Annotated in this window: 14 protein-coding genes; 6 read left to right on the top strand and 8 right to left on the bottom strand. The window is 66.8% G+C overall.

Translation table 11 applies throughout. The features are described from left to right. Positions 1–18: 18 nt before the first annotated feature. The 3 genes from MSA03_RS13490 to MSA03_RS13480 all read right to left on the bottom strand — a co-directional run bounded on the left by MSA03_RS13490 (position 19) and on the right by MSA03_RS13480 (position 1648). Positions 19–405 carry a hypothetical protein gene (locus MSA03_RS13490; RefSeq protein ID WP_147051402.1) on the bottom strand — a complete coding sequence of 129 codons (387 nt, stop codon included), beginning with the start codon at positions 403–405 and terminating at the stop codon, positions 19–21. 86 nt (positions 406–491) lie between these two features. Further along, on the bottom strand, positions 492–1355 hold the full coding sequence (locus tag MSA03_RS13485; protein WP_244946439.1) for an IS3 family transposase: 864 nt from the start codon (positions 1353–1355) through the stop codon (positions 492–494). A gap of 8 nt (positions 1356–1363) precedes the next feature. Then, positions 1364–1648 (bottom strand): transposase, encoded by a 285-nt coding sequence (locus MSA03_RS13480; RefSeq protein WP_170245515.1) that lies wholly within the window; start codon positions 1646–1648, stop codon positions 1364–1366. Positions 1649–1974: 326 nt separating this feature from the next. On the opposite strand from MSA03_RS13480, the gene MSA03_RS13475 reads away from it, so the two are divergent. The 4 genes from MSA03_RS13475 to MSA03_RS13460 all read left to right on the top strand — a co-directional run bounded on the left by MSA03_RS13475 (position 1975) and on the right by MSA03_RS13460 (position 8011). Further along, the gene (locus MSA03_RS13475) at positions 1975–3333 is read left to right on the top strand and encodes a glycosyltransferase (RefSeq protein ID WP_147051399.1); all 1359 of its coding nucleotides are present in this window, start codon (positions 1975–1977) and stop codon (positions 3331–3333) included. Then, complete coding sequence (locus MSA03_RS13470) at positions 3330–5237, top strand: right-handed parallel beta-helix repeat-containing protein (protein ID WP_170245514.1); 1908 nt, start codon at positions 3330–3332, stop codon at positions 5235–5237. The genes MSA03_RS13475 and MSA03_RS13470 overlap by 4 nt, the downstream gene beginning before the upstream one ends. Beyond that, the gene (locus MSA03_RS13465; protein WP_244946436.1) at positions 5234–6502 is read left to right on the top strand and encodes a right-handed parallel beta-helix repeat-containing protein; all 1269 of its coding nucleotides are present in this window, start codon (positions 5234–5236) and stop codon (positions 6500–6502) included. The genes MSA03_RS13470 and MSA03_RS13465 overlap by 4 nt, the downstream gene beginning before the upstream one ends. A 105-nt stretch (positions 6503–6607) precedes the next feature. Further along, positions 6608–8011: a UDP-glucose dehydrogenase family protein gene (locus tag MSA03_RS13460; protein WP_147051397.1), complete on the top strand. Its 1404-nt coding sequence runs from the start codon at positions 6608–6610 to the stop codon at positions 8009–8011. Positions 8012–8111: 100 nt separating this feature from the next. Here the strand turns inward: MSA03_RS13460 and MSA03_RS13455 are convergent, their stop codons facing one another. From MSA03_RS13455 to MSA03_RS13440, 4 genes are all read right to left on the bottom strand, one after another. Then, complete coding sequence (locus MSA03_RS13455; RefSeq protein WP_244946435.1) at positions 8112–8522, bottom strand: VanZ family protein; 411 nt, start codon at positions 8520–8522, stop codon at positions 8112–8114. A 161-nt stretch (positions 8523–8683) separates the two neighbouring features. Beyond that, a complete protein-coding gene (locus tag MSA03_RS13450; RefSeq protein ID WP_147051395.1) occupies positions 8684–9475 on the bottom strand; it encodes a hypothetical protein in 792 nt (263 codons plus the stop codon). Positions 9476–9569: 94 nt separating this feature from the next. Next, positions 9570–10193: a hypothetical protein gene (locus MSA03_RS13445; RefSeq protein ID WP_147051394.1), complete on the bottom strand. Its 624-nt coding sequence runs from the start codon at positions 10191–10193 to the stop codon at positions 9570–9572. Beyond that, complete coding sequence (locus tag MSA03_RS13440; protein ID WP_147051393.1) at positions 10193–10519, bottom strand: response regulator; 327 nt, start codon at positions 10517–10519, stop codon at positions 10193–10195. The genes MSA03_RS13445 and MSA03_RS13440 overlap by 1 nt, the downstream gene beginning before the upstream one ends. A 1255-nt stretch (positions 10520–11774) precedes the next feature. Between MSA03_RS13440 and MSA03_RS13435 the strand changes: the two genes are divergently transcribed. Then, on the top strand, positions 11775–15350 hold the full coding sequence (locus tag MSA03_RS13435) for a hypothetical protein (RefSeq protein WP_147051392.1): 3576 nt from the start codon (positions 11775–11777) through the stop codon (positions 15348–15350). Positions 15351–15685: 335 nt separating this feature from the next. On the opposite strand, the gene MSA03_RS13430 is transcribed toward MSA03_RS13435, so the two are convergent. Then, positions 15686–15967, bottom strand: a complete 282-nt coding sequence (locus MSA03_RS13430) for a hypothetical protein (RefSeq protein WP_147051391.1) — start codon at positions 15965–15967, stop codon at positions 15686–15688. A gap of 129 nt (positions 15968–16096) precedes the next feature. On the opposite strand from MSA03_RS13430, the gene MSA03_RS13425 reads away from it, so the two are divergent. After that, positions 16097–16945, top strand: an 849-nt coding sequence (locus MSA03_RS13425; protein ID WP_147051390.1) for a hypothetical protein, incomplete at its 3' end; no start/stop codon positions are given.

The raw sequence follows: 16945 nt of genomic DNA, 5'->3' as shown, positions 1-16945 counted from the left end.
CCCAGTGAGGCTCACTACTCACAGCGAGATGCCGATTGACGAAAACGCGCGCCCTAGGACTCTCTTCGGCCCCGAGATGACGAAGAACTGGGGTTTCCCGTCGTCGTCGAGCACGCGACCATCATCCGCCCGGCCCTGGACTTCGACCGCGGCTGAAGCTTCGAAGGGCTTGGATTCCATGCGCACACCGGCTACACGGGCGGCGGTTATTTCGACAGCTGCGCTTCCGACCTGATCCTCAAGGAGTATTCTCGGCACACCCTCGAGCGTCATCGTGCACAAGATGAGCCGTTTGCCATTCATCTCCCCGCCGCGTGGCGGCAACGCTCCCTCAGCGAAGATCACGGGCGTGCGTTCAGCGGCGAGGTATGCCCGAACTTCGCGATCGGTCGGTTCACGGGTCATCTGTACTCCTGAGTATTCGGCAGTGTGCGGGACCGCTCTGTCCCTCGGATCCTGACCCGGTTTCCCGGACGGTTCTTGTGTGTTGATCATGCCGCGATTTCTGCGGCGGTGTGAAGGGCCTCGAACTCGACGGGGCTGAGGTCGCCGAGGGAGGTGTGCCGGCGGCGGGGGTTGCAGAAGCCCTCGATCCACTCGAACATGGCTGACGCGAGCTGCGCCCGACTGTCCCAGACGGCGCGGTCCAGGAGTTCGCGTTGCATGGTCGACCAGAAGCTCTCGATGAGCGCGTTGTCAACGCTGGACGCGACTCTGCCCATCGATCCGAGCAGGCCTGCCTGGCGGAGCCTGTGTCCGAAGAGCCAGCTGGTGTATTGCGCTCCTCTGTCGGCGTGGACCACGGTTCCGGGCTCGGGACGGCGCCGCCACCGGGCCATCTCAAGCGCGTCGACGACGATCTCCGCGGTGATGCGATCGCTGATCGACCAGCCGACGATACGGCGCGAGTAGGCGTCGATCACGGCGGCGCAGTAGACCCATCCGTCTCTCGCGCGGTGTTGCGTGATGTCACAGAACCAGAGCCGGTTCGGCGCGTCTGCGCGGAACTGCCGCTTCACGAGGTCCTCGTGGGTCGCGGTGTCGGGCTTCCAGCCGCGTCGCTTGCGACGATGCGATACTCCGACCAGCCCGTCCAACCGCATCAACCGTGCGACGCGTTTCCGGGCAACGTGGACGCCGAGTCCGAGCCGCAGGTCGGCGAGCACCCGCGGCGCCCCATACGTCTGCCGAGAGTCGGCATGAATGCGCCTGATCGTGGCCGTCAGCTCGCCGTCGGCGATGGCCCGCGCAGACGGTGGCCGGTCTCGCCAGTCGTAGTAGCCGGAGGTCGAGACGTTCAGGAACCGGCAGGCCACCGCGACGGGGACACCGTCAGCGGCGAGCTCGCGGACCAGCCGGAACCCTATTTTGGGAGGACGTTCTCCCGGGCGAAGTAAGCGCTGGCGCGCTTGAGGATTTCGATCTCCATCTCGAGCACGCGGTTGCGGCGGCGCAGCTCGACGAGTTCCTTGTGCTCATCGGTGGTGACCCCGGCCTTGCGGCCGGAGTCGACGGCGTCGCGGTTCATCCAGTTCCGCAGGCAGGATTCGCTGATCCCGAGATCACGCGCGGTCTGACTGACAGGGTTGCCCTGGGCGACCAGATCCAGGGCTCGACGCCGGAACTCCGGCGGGTGGGCAGCAGGCATCTCACGGACTCCTTCCAAGACGATCATCGCCTCAAAGTCGGTGTCCGGAAAAGCGGGTCAGGCTCCAAAGGATGAACCTGGCCGTGTTTCGGGGCGGTTTCAAGCGGTGACGGTCGCGTGAACAATCGCCGACATCGCCCATCGCCCATTGACCGGAAGCGACTTCGCCTGTCAGCGTGTGCCCTGCTTCCCGATGACGCGGGATCGCCACTCGAATGGCGATCACACGACATGGCCACCGTTGACCAGAGGAATGCGCAGACCGTGTCGCGGTCCGCGTCTGACGGTGGCGGATTGTTTCACCGCAAACGACTCGGGGGGGTCACATGCTTGGTATTTCGGCATCCGTTTTTTCTGGGGCTTCGACAGATCTGCCGTCACTTCCGTCGTTCTGGCAGACCGTCACCGACACGTGGGAGACGCTCGCACCGTACTTTCCGCTGGCCATCGCCGGCACGGTCGTGTGGGCACTCTGGCTCTACCGCGTCATCCTGTCGGCGCGCACGCCGGCCATCGTCAGCGACTTCCGCACGACGACCTCGGTGATCGTGCCGTCGTACCACGAAGACCCCGACATCCTGCTGCGGTGTCTGCAGACGTGGCGTGCGCAAGACCCGACCGAGATCATCATCGTGCTCGACGTCGCCGACCTCGAGGCATACGACCGCATCATGGCGCTGGGCGACCCGGTGATCACCCCGGTTCTCTTCGAGCACGCAGGCAAGCGCTCGGCGCTCGGCTGCGGCATCCGCCTCGCGACGAGCGAGATCCTCGTGCTCGTCGACTCCGACACCTCCTGGACCCGTGGTCTGCTCGAGAACGTGCAGATGCCCTTCGTCGACCCGATGGTCGGCGGCGTCTCGACCCAGCAGAACGTCTACCAGCGCGGCACGAGCGTGTGGCGCCGGGTCGCCGACTGGCTGGTCGACCTGCGGTACTACAACTACGTGCCCGCCATGGGGCGTGCCGGAGCGGTGGCCTGCATCTCGGGGCGCACCGCGGTCTACCGCCGCTCGGCGGTGATGCCGGTGCTCGAGCACCTCGAGAACGAATACTTCCTCGGTCGGCGCTGCATCGCCGGCGACGACGGCCGGCTGACCTGGCTCGTGCTCGCCTCGGGTTACAAGACGGTGCACCAGCGCTCGGCCCGGGCGCTGTCGATGTTCCCGTCGAGCTTCACGGCGTTCATCAAGCAGCGCGTGCGGTGGAGCCGCAACTCGTACCGCACCTACCTCACCGCCATCGCCAAGGGATGGCTCTGGCGCACGCCGTTCGTCACCAAGATCACCGTGCTGCAGATCCTGCTGACGCCGGTGACGATGGGGCTGACGATCTTCTACATCCTCTTCAGCCGCCTCGAGATCTCGTCGATCGGCGTCTGGGCGGTGATCGCCTGGGTGCTGGTGACCCGCGGCATCCGGGGCTTCTCGCACCTGCGTCGCCGGCCGCTCGACATCTTCCTGCTGCCGGTGGTCGCCCTCACGGTGATCTTCATCGCGCTTCCCATCAAGCTCTACGCGTTCGTCACGATGAACAAGCAGGGCTGGCTCACCCGGCACGCCGACCAGATCGGCGGCGACGGCCAGACCGCCAAGACCCTCATCGCCGAGATGCCCTCGTCGGCACCTCCGACCCGTTCGTCGTCGTTCGACGACCGCGACCAGCCCGAAGCAGTCGCCGCGTGAACGCCCGCACCACCGCCGCACGCGCTGCGGCAGGATTCGCGCTGGCCGTGGGCCTCATCGCCCTGTCCGCCGCACCGGCCACAGCGGCCGGCACCGCGACCGGCAGCGAAGCGCCGACCCCCGCACCCGTCACGCCCGCTGAGAGCGACAACGTCGTGCGCGGCGAGGCCTACCCCGGCGACCCCGAGCTCGAGGCGACCCTCGTCGCCAACGAAGAGCGCCGCCTCGTGGAGGTGCGGGCCATCGCCAACGCCGCCGGATGGACCGGCGCGAGCGCCAACCGTCCGTTCCGCCTCGTGACCGGCAACGCCTACACGCTCGTGCTCATCGAACGCGAGGCGCCCTACACGATCTCCGACCTGCTCGAGCTCGCCCCGTCGACCTTCGTGCAGCAGCCCGACGGCAGCTACCTGCTGAGTGAGAACATCATCGTCGACCAGGGCGCCACGCTCTCGCTCACCTCGCGCGACGCACTGCGCCTGCACCTGACGAGCACGCCCGACCTCTTCGTGTCGATCGCGAGTCTCGGCGGGGCGATCCAGATCTCGGGCACCCCCGAGAAGCGTGCCGAGGTGGTCGCATGGGACTCGCGCACCGACCAGGCCGACACCACCACCTCCGACGGTCGTGCGTACGTCCGCGTGAGCGGCGGCACCGCCCGCTTCGCGAACGTCGACTTCCACGACCTCGGCTTCTGGTCGGGTCGCACCGGCGGCGTCTCGCTCACCGGCACCTCCGACGGCGAGACCGTCGTCGGACAGACGGTGCGCGGCGACGCATCGACCGGCACCACCGTGTACGGCAACGAGATCTTCCCCACGGGGTCGGATGCCGCGGTGCCCCTCGACGCCACCCCCGACCTCGGCGCCTACAGCTTCGTCTCGGCCGACATCGACAGCGTCACAGCGCGCGACAACGCCTACGGCATGTTCATCACGTCGGCGCGGGGCGTCGACATCCGCGACTCGACCTTCGACAACAACCTCGTCGACGGCCTGGTGCTGCACCGAGAAGTGGAGGATGCCGTGATCCACAACAGCTCGGCCAGCAACAACGCCGTCGACGGCATCACGGTCGCCCGCGCAGCCACGGGCGTCGTGCTCTCGCGGGCGACCGTCGAGGCGAACGGCCGCAACGGCATCACGCTGGAGGGCGGCGCGCTCGCCGACGGCCCCAACCCGGTGGGCGCGAGCCTCGGATCGTTCGGAGGCAACGAAGTGAGCGACTCCAAGATCGCCGGCAACGGCCGCTACGGCATCGAGCTGCTCGGCGGCGCGAACCTCACCGTCGACGGCAACGCGGTCAGCGACCAAACCATGGGCATCGTCGTGGCCAGCGGCGTCTCGGACGTCTCGATCACCGGCAACATCGTCGAGCGGTCCACAGCCCAGGCCATCGCGCTCCGCGACGGTGTGACGGGGGCTCTCGTGCAGGCCAACGACATCTCCGGGGGCGAGGTGGGCATCTTCCTCCGCGACGCGGCCGGGCGCGTCGACCGCAACACGATCGTCGACACCACGAGCCACGCGATCACGGTCATCTCGGCCGCAGGCGACACCGACATCACCCGCAACTCGGTCGCGGGGCGCGGTGCCAGCGCCATCGACACCGCCCGCGCCGGCGACGGCGTGGCGATCACCATGACCGAGAACGACGTGGATGCCTGGGTCTCGACCAAGCCGCTCGACGTCGTGCTCCGCAGCATCTTCCAGCCCTTGACGGTGATGTGGCTGACGCTCGGACTGCTGGTCGTGATCACCGCCGTGACCGGTGTGCGCGCCCGCCGGCGGGACTCCGGCATCCGGAACCCGTACGCCTCGCACACCCCGCTCTCGGCCCTGACGGCCGGTGTCGTCGATCCGTCGACGCTCGGACGCACTCCCGCTCGGGGAGGCACCTCGTGAGCGGGCCGGACGAGTCGGGCGCGAACGGCGGCCGACCTGAGGGTGCCGAGGGGTCGCGGCTGTCGGGCGCGGGGCCGGAGGGTGCGGGAACGGCAGCGCCGGGGGGCCTGCCGTCGGAAGGCGCACGCGGAGCGCTTGCCGCGCTCACGGCGCGACCGTGGGTGCTCGCGGGCATCGCGTTCGTGCTCGGCGTCGCGCTCACCGCCGGGGCGTGGGGCATCGTCGCCCTCGCCGCGGGTCCCGCACCCACCGTCACCGCTCCCGCCACCGCCCCCGGCCGCACGCCCACGGCAGGGGGAGAAGCCTCGGCATCCCCCCGGCCCTCATCTACTCCGACGATCGCCGCCACCCCGGCGCCGTCGAGCCCGGCCGCGTCGGCCGAGTGTCCCTCCCCCACCCCTACTGTGACCTCGGCCGACGCGCTCCACTCCGCCCTCGAGATGGCTCAGCCGGGCGATGTCATCGTGCTCGCCCCGGGCACCTACGAAGGCAACTTCGTGGCGACGGCCTCGGGCACCGCCTCTTCGCCCATCACGCTCTGCGGGCCGAAAGACGCCGTGCTGCAGGGCGGAGGCGTCAAAGACGGCTACATCGTGCACCTCGACGGCGCTGAGTACTGGCACCTCATCGGCTTCACCGTCACCAACGGGCAGAAGGGGGTGATGGCCGACGGCACCACCGGCAGCGTCATCGAGAACCTCACCGTCAGCGACACCGGAGACGAAGCCATCCACCTGCGCCGCTTCTCGACCGGCAACATCGTGCGCGGCAACACCATCAGCAACACCGGTCAGCGTAAACCCAAGTTCGGCGAGGGCATCTACATCGGCACCGCCGAGTCGAACTGGTGCGACATCAGCGACTGCCAGCCCGACGCCTCCGACGACAACCTGATCGAGGGCAACCTCATCAGCGGCACCACCTCCGAGGCGGTCGACATCAAAGAGGGCACCCGCGGCGGCACCCTCCGTGCCAACTCGTTCGACGGTGCGACGATCTCCGCGGCCGACAGCTGGGTCGATGTCAAGGGAAACGACTGGCTCATCGAGGGCAACACCGGGGTCAACTCGCCGCTCGACGGCTTCCAGACCCACGAGATCGGCGACGGCGGCTACGGCAGCGGCAACGTGTTCCGCGGCAATACAGCCACCGTCAACGGGCCGGGATTCGGCTTCTCCCTCACACCTGTGCGCGACAACGTCGTCGAGTGCTCCAATACCGTCTCCGCGGCAGCAGAAGGGTTCGCCAATGTCGAATGCCGCTGAGATCACCCCTGTCTTTGCGCATCCCGGGGGACCGCGCAAAGACCGCCGCCCCGATCGGCGTCTCGCAACACCGACCATCTGGAGGAAGTCGTGACATTGCACCGCATGGAACCGGCACAGAATGTGCTCACCGGTCCACTCCCACGCCTGACCGTCATCGGAACGGGCTATCTCGGCGCCACACACGCCATCTGCATGGCCGTGCTCGGCTATGAGGTGCTGGGGGTGGACGTCGATCCCGACAAGATCGCGCGTCTCGCCGCCGGCGACGTGCCGTTCTTCGAACCCGGACTGCCCGAGAAGCTGCGGGAGGCGCTCGACTACGGTCGGCTGCGCTTCACGACCGACTTCGACGAGGCCGCCGCGTTCGGCGACGTGCACTTCATCTGCGTCGGCACGCCGCAGCTCGCCGGGTCGCACGCGGCCGACCTGCGCTACGTCGAGTCGGCGTTCACCGAGCTCGCCAAACGCATCGACCGCCGCGCGCTGCTCGTGGGCAAGTCGACCGTGCCGATCGGCACGGCCGCCCGTCTGACTACGATCGTGCAGGAGGTCTCGCCGGCGGGCACCGACCTCGAGCTCGCCTGGAATCCCGAGTTCCTGCGCGAGGGGTTCGCGGTGGAAGACACCCTGCGCCCTGACCGGCTGGTGTTCGGCGTCGCGTCGGACTACGCCGAGCGCGCCCTGCGCGACGCGTTCGCGCCGATCATCGCCGAGGGGACCCCGGTCGTCGTGGCCGACACGGCGACGGCCGAGCTCGTGAAGGTCGCCGCCAACTCGTTCCTCGCGACGAAGATCTCGTACATCAACGCGATGGCCGAAGTGTGCGAGGCCACCGGCGCCGACGTCAACCTGCTCGCCAAGGCGCTCTCGTTCGACGACCGCATCGGGGCGCGCTTCCTGAAGCCCGGGCTCGGTTTCGGAGGGGGGTGCCTGCCGAAGGACATCCGCGCGTTCCGGCACCGCGCCGAAGAGCTCGGGGTGGGCGCGGCCGTGCGCTTCCTCGACGAGGTCGACCAGATCAATCTGCGCCGGCGCGCGCGCACGGTCGACCTCGTGCGGGAGCTGGCCGGAGGGTCGCTGCTGGGTGTGCGTGTCGCGGCGCTGGGGGCGGCGTTCAAGCCGAACTCCGACGACGTGCGCGACGCGCCCGCGCTAGATGTCGCCCGCATGCTCTACCTCGAGGGCGCGCTCGTCTCGGTGTACGACCCGGAGGCGAACGACAACGCCCACCGCCTCTACCCCGACCTCGAGTACGCCGACACCCTCGGCAAATGCGTGCGCGGCGCGGAGGTCACGGTGCTCCTCACCGAATGGGAGCAGTTCCGCCGTGCCGACCCGACGCTCCTCGGTGAGATCGTGGCCGAGAAGAAGATCGTCGACGGGCGCCACGCTCTCGACGCGACGGCCTACCGGCGGGCCGGTTGGGAGTATCGCGCGCTCGGACGACCGGTGGTCGCCGAGACCTTCGACCTCGGCACCCACGAGAAAGACTCCGTCGCCGCCTGACCGGCTCGGAGGAGCCGACCGGCTCGGATGCGCCGACCGGGGAGAGGGAATCGGGCCCTCTCCCCGGTCGGCGTGCGCGCGCAGCGCGGCCGGTGTGCGCTCAGCGCGACGGCGGCGGAGGTGGTGTGCGCGCGTCGCGGAGGACCTCGATGGCGGCCGCTGCCAGCATCCCGAGGCACGCCCCGGCCGTGTTCGCGATGATGTCGAGCACGCTGGGCGTTCGCGCGCCCAGCGCAACGGCCTGCACGCACTCGATCGTCACCGTGGCGAGGAAGGCGATCGGCAGCACCAGCCAGCGGTTTCGCGTGATGATGAGCGCGAGCAGCAGCCCGAACGGCACGAACAGGGCGATGTTCGCCGCGAACTCGATGCGCGGATACGTCAGCACCGGGATCAGCCGGGTGACGACGCGGAGCAACGGCCCGGCGCCCTGATCGACCGGCGACGGCCAGAAGGCGACGGCGGCGAGCACCGCGAGGTAGAGCGCGAGATAGGCGCGGGGATCGCGCATCAGCCGACGGGGAGCTCGGGCCTGTGCGTCCGGTTCGCGCGTCGGCAGGGGCGGGCGCGGGGGGATGCGCAGCGGTGCATCGTCCATGGGCCTCCTCGAGAGCGGAGCGCCGCGACGGTGCGCGCTTGATCCGGCGAGTTTAGCCGAGCGGGTGGGTGGGATCAGCGAGCGGGGGTCTGACCGGCCATCAAGAGGTCGACGTCGCACGGGGTGGCGGCATCCGCCTCGTCGACGCAGGTGAGCGCCGAGCCGGCGCGCAGATGCACCTCGCCCAGGGCGACGAGCGCGGGGGAGGAGAGGCTGTCGACGCCGTCGACGGTGATCTCGATGTCGGACTTGGTGCCCTTGTCGACGACCCCGGCGACGAGGTTGCCGTCGTACGCGACCGACGACCCGATGCGCAGAATGATGAGACCCGTTTCACCGGGCGCGAGGTTCCATGTGACGGGAAGATCGGGCAGGCCCTCCTGCTGGATGCCGTACGCCTCGGCCGAGAAGACCGCCACCGAGGTCGCGCTCGACGCGTCGAGCATGGCCGCCTCGAGCGGCCGCGGCGGTGCGGCCGACGTGTCGCACACGACGAGCACGGCCGACGCACGGTTGGTGGCGCGCTCGCCCTCGATCCGGACGTCGGAGATCGACAGCATCGGGCCGCTGTCGGCGACATTGCGGAGGTCGAGCAGAAGCGTCCGATGGATCTGGACTGCGCTCTGCTGCAGCCAGGCGAGCTGGGCGGCAGAGCACTCCTCGGAGCTGCCCGCCGGATAGGTCGAGAGATCGCTGCCCACCGGTAGGGCCCACTCGGTGGCCGATTCGGGGTAGGGGCTCGCGGTGATGCGCAGGTCGTCGACCCCCGACGCATTGGCCGTGAGGATCGGCCAGATGCCGATGACACCGGTGACCGCCCCGACGATGCCGACGACGGCGCCGATGACCGCCCACACGCGGCCCACGATCCTGCGGGTCGCCGGCGGCTTCGTCCGGCGGTTCGCCGCGCGTGTCCGCGGTCGCGCTGCGGACGGGGTGGATGCCGGCTGCTCGGGCGCGTCAGTACTCAACCAGAAGCCCCGCGATCCAGGTGGCGAGATCGGCGGGAGCGCACGCCGGGCCGGAGGCAGCATCCGGATTCCGCATGGTGTTGCGCGTTCCCCACTGCGTCTGCTCGAACAGCGGCGCGGTGACCGGCATGGGTGCGCAGCGCATGACGCCGTCTTCCCACGCCACCACGATCACCCCGGACCGCACCGACGGTGCGGAGCGCCACAGAACGCCCTCGTCGATGGTGAATGTCGATTCGTCTTCGCCGGCGACGACATCGGCCACGATCCGTCCCTCGAAGTCTTTGGTCGGGTCGGCGGTGTCGACGCTGAGGAAGATCTGGCCGGCCTGGCCGGGTGCGAGGTCCTGTGTGAAGAGCGACCCCACCGGCAGCACCGAACTCGCGATCACCGTCGCGGGTGATTCGTCGCCGAGAACGACCTTCACGATCGTGTACTCGCCGCCGGCCCCGGTCCCCGCACCCTCGCACCACACCGTGATGCGAGCGGGGCTCTGCGCGACGAGGTCGCCTTCGGCGCGGATGGACCGCACCGAGAGAGCGCCGCCGTCGGTCGCGCTGTTCACGAAGTCGAGCAGACCACCGGGCTTCGGCTGAGACACCGAGTGGGCCATCAGCCAGTCGAACTGCGCCTGCGTGCATCCAGACCACGCGGGCTGCGCCTGCGCGTCGTCGGGGAAGGTGGCCCAGTCGCCAGATGCGCTGTCCGGATCGCACGGACGAAGTCCGCACCAGAGATACCCGGCAGCCGACGGTCAACCAACATCACATCAAAGCGTCTACTCAACGCCGCAGACAAGGCCGCCTCCCCATCGACGACATGATGGACGCGATAATGCTCGCCCAGCATTTCGACGACGATCACCGCGATCTCAGCGTCGTCCTCGACATACAGGAGAGCGGGGAGCGCAACACCGGAGCCCTCCGGATGAACGGACATCGCCCCAGTATCCCAGCGAAGCCTATGTCGCTCGTGAGAGCCGAGCCGCGCTCCAAACCTCGACGGCAGCACCTTTAATAACCAGTGCGCCAGTGGCGAGTCCGTTGAATCTCAGGAACGGGCCAGGTCGCGCTGGGATTCTTGGTGTCATCGCAAAGGCCAACGTACAAGGTGCTTGCTGGCACAAGCACCTTGTTCACTCGGGTCGTTACCCGCTGACAACTGGGTCCGCCGTCGGGTGCACCTGTGGTCGACGTCGAGGGATCCCTATCCGCACGCTGCTCGTTAAGGGGGCCAGTGGTCGCCAGGCGAGGGTTTCCGTGCTGGCGCTGGGGGCTAGTTCGTCGCGCCCGAACCCACAAACGCCACTACCGCATAGGGTCGACGCGCTTCGCGATCGCGATTGCGTCGACGAACGCTAGGTTGCATGCCCGGCAGACGTAGCCGCGTCGTGCAGTCTCGAGCACGGTGCCGCATTCCGGGCACCGAGGCTGCTGCGCGTCGTCGAACGGATCCACAACGCGACGCTACGCCGACCAAGCGCGCCGCGCGAGCGGCATCCCCATTCGTACGGTGTGCGCGGAGGGGAATCAGCGCGCGGTCGTATTCAATCCGTCCGAGCCCGCTAGCCTTACCGCGTGAGTGTCACGGACTGGGCATCGCGACGTTGGTCGGCGCGGCAAGGAGACAGCGGGGCGTTCGAACGCTTCCTCGCGGACTACACCCCGTTCCTCGAAGCTCTCGAGGCTAACCGGACCTGGTTGCAATCCCGCATTATGGACCTTGGGGGTAACCGCCAGGACTTGCGAGTCCTTCGTCAGTACGAACGCGGCCTTGAGACATGGGGCGCTCATCTAGCGGCTGCAATGCAGGACCCTGCGTTGAGGGCTGAGGTCGAGCGACGCATGAGTGAGTGTGCCGACGTCGAAGTCTGACGGCGGCTCATGTCGATCCCGTTACGGGCCATGCCCGGAGGGGGGAGGTCCCCGGGCAGCCGTGGGCGAGTTGAGTTACTACGGACGGCGCGGGCGACAAAGCCGCGCGGGGCACGAGGCTTTGTCACCGGTCCCATCCGCGTCTCGATCGCGTTCCTTCACCGCCGCGAGCCAAACAGTTGAGTGCCGCTGCCGCTCGGCATGATCCGCCGCAATGGTCCGCATCGACACGCAGCTCGCCTTCCCTTGACGCGTGGCGCGGCGCTGTCATAATCAGGGCTGCATGACTGCTGCGGTCGATCAGTTGGGGGAGAGTCTAAGTGCCTGACATGGGGCCGTTCTCAGTCGCCCCGAAGCAGGTCGAAGGGCTCGACGGGCCAGGTTTCGCGGATCTTGTTGGCAGGCTGCTCGCGGCGGAGATCGCTCGTGCGGGACTTGCGGGATGGACACTCACCCAGACGTACCGAACGAACGCTGCTGATGGAGGCGTCGATGCCGGGCTTAGCAACTCCACCTCGACAAGTTGGCTACCGGCGGGAGATTCTGCGTGGCAGTTCAAAGCGGGTGATCTTCCGCCAGCTGCTTGCGAAATGGAGCTGCGTGGCGCGACCGCAGCCGTCGCGACTCTGAAGTCCGGCGGTTCATACCGTCTGGTGCTTGGAAAGTCACTCGCCCCGAATCTCATCGCCACACGCAAAGCGCGTTTGGAGAAGGTTGCGCGGGCTCTCGGAGTGACGGTCGTGGCGGGCATGATCGAGGTGCTCGCAGGAGACTCGCTCGCACGGTGGGCTGAGGAGTTTCCTGCTGTGGCAAGTAGCCCGTCCATTAGAGGCATGGGGACGATCGGCCAGACCTTCGGCGAGTGGTCTGACTCCGTCTCGCACACGACGACATGGGTGCCGTCAGAAGCGCGCGACAAGCAGATCGAAGACCTGCGCGAGGCTATCCAGTCGGGGGACGAGTCCGGAGTCCACGTCGAGGGCGTGAGCGGCCTCGGCAAAACACGAATGGTGATGGAAGCACTTCGCGATCAGCCAAACGAGGCGCTGGTCGTCTACGTTCCGAGCGAAGACCAGTTTCCGCCTGCGGTACTGAATCATCTTCAAACTCAAGGTCGCTCAGCTGTCGTCGTGATCGACGAGTGCGATGCCAAACGGCACGATGTCTTCGCGGGCATGCTGCAGACCGGCACGAGGATCCGCCTGGTGACAATCAGCGAGCCCTCTCAACGTGCTCCCCGAGCGGCGACACTCCTTGTCAAGGCGTTCGATGACGAGCCGCTGTCGAAGCTTCTCCAAGAGAACATGCCCACGCTGTGGCCCGAAGCGACGCGCGTGATCGTCGAGGTATCGGCCGGCAACATCGACTACGCGTTGAAGTGCGCGAAGGCGCTGATCGCGCAGCGCCCGGGCTTTGCCGGTCAGCTCGTTGACCCCGCCGACATCCGGCAATTCATCGCAGATGAACTCCCCGGTGGTGCACTTTTTCTAGCATCCTCCGCCCTGGCCCTGTTTAGTCGGCTTGGCTTCGACGGCGATCTAGCGTCGGAGGTGCGCACGGTGAGCGCCGCCCTCGCCATCCCTGAAGGCGACCTAAGGGCCGCGGCCGCTGAACTCGCGGCGAAGGGTCTTCTCTCTTCGCAGGGGCGCTATCGCAGTGTCGGACCGAGCCCCGTTTCGATCTACCTGGCCTCAAATGGGTGGACTGAGTTCGGATCACGCATTGTGACGGACTTGATCCCTGAACTGACCGACGACCTGATCGAGCGACTGTTTGCGCGGGCCGCCGAGATTGGCGATGCTTCCCTGCCCCGCGCTGTGGTCGACAAGATGCTGGGGGAGAGCGGCCCGCTTAGTTCGCTTGAGGCGGTCGCCGCCGATCGCAGGGGCAGCCTCATCGAGCACCTGGCAGTGCTCTCCCCGGGGCGCGTGTCCAGGCGGATCTCCTACCTGCTCGGGAGCGTAACCAAGGCTGAGCTGCTGGCTGCAAGCGGAGCGAGGCGGCCCCTCATCTGGTCGCTCCAGAAACTGGTGTGGCACTCGGAGACCTTCTCAGAGGCGGCCGACTCGCTACTGCTGCTTGCCCTTGCCGAGAACGAAACCTTCTCCAACAACTCGACCGGTGTGTGGGTGGAGCTCTTCGGCACGATGCTTCCTGCGACGTCGGCGTCGCCAGAGGCTCGACTCGCCTACCTTCGCGGGAAGCTCGCGTCTGAGGACTCGCAAGTCCGTTCGCTCGTCGTAAGCGCGGCTGGTCGCGCGCTGGAGAGTCATGAGTCGACGGTGGTGTCCGGTGAACTCCAGGGCGGCGTCGTTGTCGAACCTCGGGGCGCGCCCAAGACATGGGGAGAGGTCTGGGCGTACAGAAGCGCGATGATCGACCTGCTGAGAACGCTGGCCGACGATCTGAATTCGGCCGTTGCCGAGGAGGCAGTCAAGTCCCTCACCGGCGCCATCCATGGCGCGCTCGGCATTCCTGCTGTGCAGGAACATCTCGCTGCGGCCCTTGCATCGCTGCCCGCCGCGCAGCTCCGGCTCGCGCGCGCCGAGCTCGCGGATCTCAGTTCGCTCTACGACCGCACGGAGGACGAACGCAAGCACGCGGAAGACATCGACGCGATGGTCGCGGCACTCCCCAATGAATCTGTCGCCGACCGACTCTGGGTGATCACTCACGCCTCCCCATGGGATCGTCGGAACACGGACATCGAAGCAGACCTGCTCGAGGCTCTGAGCGGCATGACGCCGGGGGAAGCTACGGCTTCCCTGATCGACGCCCTGTCGAAGGAGATTCCGACAGATTTCAACGTCGGTGCAGCGATCGGACGTCTCGGCGTAGCGAACGAGCGTGACGAGCAGTTCTTGATCGAGTCGTTTGGAGGTTCGAACTCGAGAGCCCTCACGGGATACTTGCTGGCAAAGGAAGAGCTCAGGCTAGGGGCCTACGACGATTTCGTCGACGGCATGGAAGTGGACCACGCAACCAAGCTCAGGCTCACCACCCAGGGGCCGCGCACGGCGCGAGCGGGAGAGCGGATTGCGGAGTATCTTCCGGATGTTTCCGTCGCTGACGGCGCACGCGCGGTGTTCTACTGGCTCCGCGAGGAGAGCGACGAGGCGCTCCTGCGACAGTACATCCAAGACTGGTTGAAGAGAGTCGAGACGCAAGCGGATTACAGTGCGCTCGTCGACTTCATTGCCTTCGCGATTCACGTCCGCTCCGACCTATCTGCCGATCTCGAAGATCTCATCGGTGATGTCGTAGCCATGCGAGTCGACTTCCCGGACGTAGGGCAGCAGCGGTATGACTGGAAGAAGCTCGCAGAGCGACAACTTGACCGCAGACCGCGGCAGCTCGTCGACACCATCGTCCAGCTCGTGGAGAGGGATGCGGTCAGGATCTACTCGCGATCCGAAGAGCGGAGTCTGTTTGCGCGCTCGATTCAAGCGGCCGGTCCCGAAGCGTGGGTTGACCTCATGGATCGCTTGGAGTCGCGCAGTTCGTTCAAGCTCTCGTTCGCTCTGCGGGGCTGGCTCGCGGACGTCGTCGATCTCAGTGTCCTCGAAGGGTGGGTCGGCGATTCCAAGGAGCGCGCTCGTGTGGTTGCTTCCGTCGCATCGGTGGGCGACGAGATGCTGAGCGCGCCAGCGGCATTTCTTCTCGCTCGGTTCGGGGACGATGACGCCATAACCTCACCACTCATCGGTGAGTTCATTTCGGGTGGCTGGACCGGCGACGAATCCATACGAATACGGGGCCAGGTCGCTCAGGTGAAGCGATGGCTTGCTCAACCCGGTCTGTCTGACGGTGCCAAGCGGTGGTGCGGCAAGGTGATCGACCTCCTCGAGTCCCGACTGGGCGACGTCGAGCAGCGGGAGCAGGAGGGCGACTGGTAGCGCTGCTCGTGGGCACGAACGGCGTGAGCTCACTGGAAGCGGAGCAGTCTCAAGGGCCGTCGCCTCGCTCGTGGTATCACCTGGAAACCGATGGTGCCACACGCGGACCTGCGCACACCGTCAGCCTGTCAAGTGTTCGATCAATGTGGAGTGCCTCCACGTGCCTGAGCCATGCGTTCCAGATCATCTCTATGATGAACGAGGCAGGGCGCGCCTGGTGTCGGCTTCGGTGAAAACCTCCCACGTAGGTGTACCGATACGCGACAACTGGCCCGACGGCCGACGCCTGTCCTCAATCAACTCCAACTCTCGACCCGCATCATTTGCCGGTCCTCCTACGCGCTGTCGGTTTGGCGCAGGAGACGTTCGAGGTCGTCCAACTCGTTTCGGATCTCTTCGAGAGCCGTAGGTGTGAATCTTCGTACTTGCAAATGGAGGATCGCGTCGGATGCTGTGTCACTGACCCCGAAAGCTTCGGCGATCGCTGACCCTGCTGCTGCAGCATCACTGTCGACGCTGGCGCAGACCTGTAGCAGCTCACCAGCACGCTCAAGGACAGTGACGTAACCGCGGAGAATCTCTCGGCGCATAAGCAGGTTGTTGCGCTCTTCGTTCATGCGCTCACGTTACCCAGCTCTTGGCGTCTCCAAGACGCATTGCCAGACCTGCGGCCGTGCGATGACCGGTCCGTATCCGGGCGAGCATGACGCTAGCGTGCGCTTCGCGACAGCCGACATAATGGTCGCGTGCAGGAGTGGGCTCCTCGTTTGATGGTGTACCCGATCCGGGTGAAGCGGCGGGGTGTGCAGGCAGTCACGAGTTGGAGCGACCACGCCGTCCGTTGGCTCTTTGATCCGCAGAATCCGTTCGGACTTCCTCGGTTCTTCTCCGACGTCTCAGCGGGGTTTGTCCGTCTTTATGTAGACGTCCACGACGTCGTGCGCGTCGAGGACACCCTCTTCGTGGATACGGTCACTCGGGCATCGCGTTCGGTCGCCATTGAGGCATGCCTCGTGCTTGCCCGAGAGCATCTCGGCCTGACGATTACAGATCATGACGGTGTGGCTTTCGTGGTGCTGGATGGAGCCGTTGATGCCGGGGCTCAAAGCTTGTTCGTAGGTTCCATCCGTAACGCGGCAATCCTCGACGAACAACGCACCTGGAGCTTTATAGCCCACGAAGTGGCGCATGCGATGGGCTATCAGCACTCCTTCCGCGCCTCCTCGGCAACCGCGACATACCCTGACGGCGAGTACGGAAGTGCGCACTGTCTAATGTCGGCCGAGAGCTGGGGTGGACATGCACCGGTCATTCCCTTGACACCCGATCCGCTGTCGGGAATCCCACCAACTTCGCCACTGTGGAGGTTCGGGGGTCCTGCACCGTCACCTGTGGCAACCTGGGCGACGGCGCCCGGCTTCATTAGACCAGACGAGCCCCGGTTCGTAGCGCCCGATCACCCGCACCCGTTCGTCAAGGTGTTGCCTGCTGACACCACGCTCGAGACAGTGACGCTCGTGCGGCCTTCATTGCCGGGGGTGTCGGTGCTAGCGATTCCGGATCACACCGGGACCGACTACCTCACCGTCGAGTAC

The sequence above is a fragment of the Microbacterium saccharophilum genome (assembly GCF_007992455.1).
Classification (GTDB): domain Bacteria; phylum Actinomycetota; class Actinomycetes; order Actinomycetales; family Microbacteriaceae; genus Microbacterium; species Microbacterium saccharophilum.
The sequence above is the reverse complement of the archived record's forward strand: the minus strand, read 5'-3'. Positions and strand labels throughout refer to the sequence as shown.

What these genes read in the sequence shown, in the direction of transcription:
- MSA03_RS13490 (WP_147051402.1), bottom strand. Translation starts at nt 405, where the DNA reads ATGACCCGTGAACCGACCGATCGCGAAGTTCGGGCATACCTCGCCGCT.
- MSA03_RS13480 (WP_170245515.1), bottom strand. Translation starts at nt 1,648, where the DNA reads ATGCCTGCTGCCCACCCGCCGGAGTTCCGGCGTCGAGCCCTGGATCTG.
- MSA03_RS13475 (WP_147051399.1), top strand. Translation starts at nt 1,975, where the DNA reads ATGCTTGGTATTTCGGCATCCGTTTTTTCTGGGGCTTCGACAGATCTG.
- MSA03_RS13460 (WP_147051397.1), top strand. Translation starts at nt 6,608, where the DNA reads ATGGAACCGGCACAGAATGTGCTCACCGGTCCACTCCCACGCCTGACC.
- MSA03_RS13455 (WP_244946435.1), bottom strand. Translation starts at nt 8,522, where the DNA reads ATGCGCGATCCCCGCGCCTATCTCGCGCTCTACCTCGCGGTGCTCGCC.
- MSA03_RS13445 (WP_147051394.1), bottom strand. Translation starts at nt 10,193, where the DNA reads ATGGCCCACTCGGTGTCTCAGCCGAAGCCCGGTGGTCTGCTCGACTTC.
- MSA03_RS13440 (WP_147051393.1), bottom strand. Translation starts at nt 10,519, where the DNA reads ATGTCCGTTCATCCGGAGGGCTCCGGTGTTGCGCTCCCCGCTCTCCTG.
- MSA03_RS13430 (WP_147051391.1), bottom strand. Translation starts at nt 15,967, where the DNA reads ATGAACGAAGAGCGCAACAACCTGCTTATGCGCCGAGAGATTCTCCGC.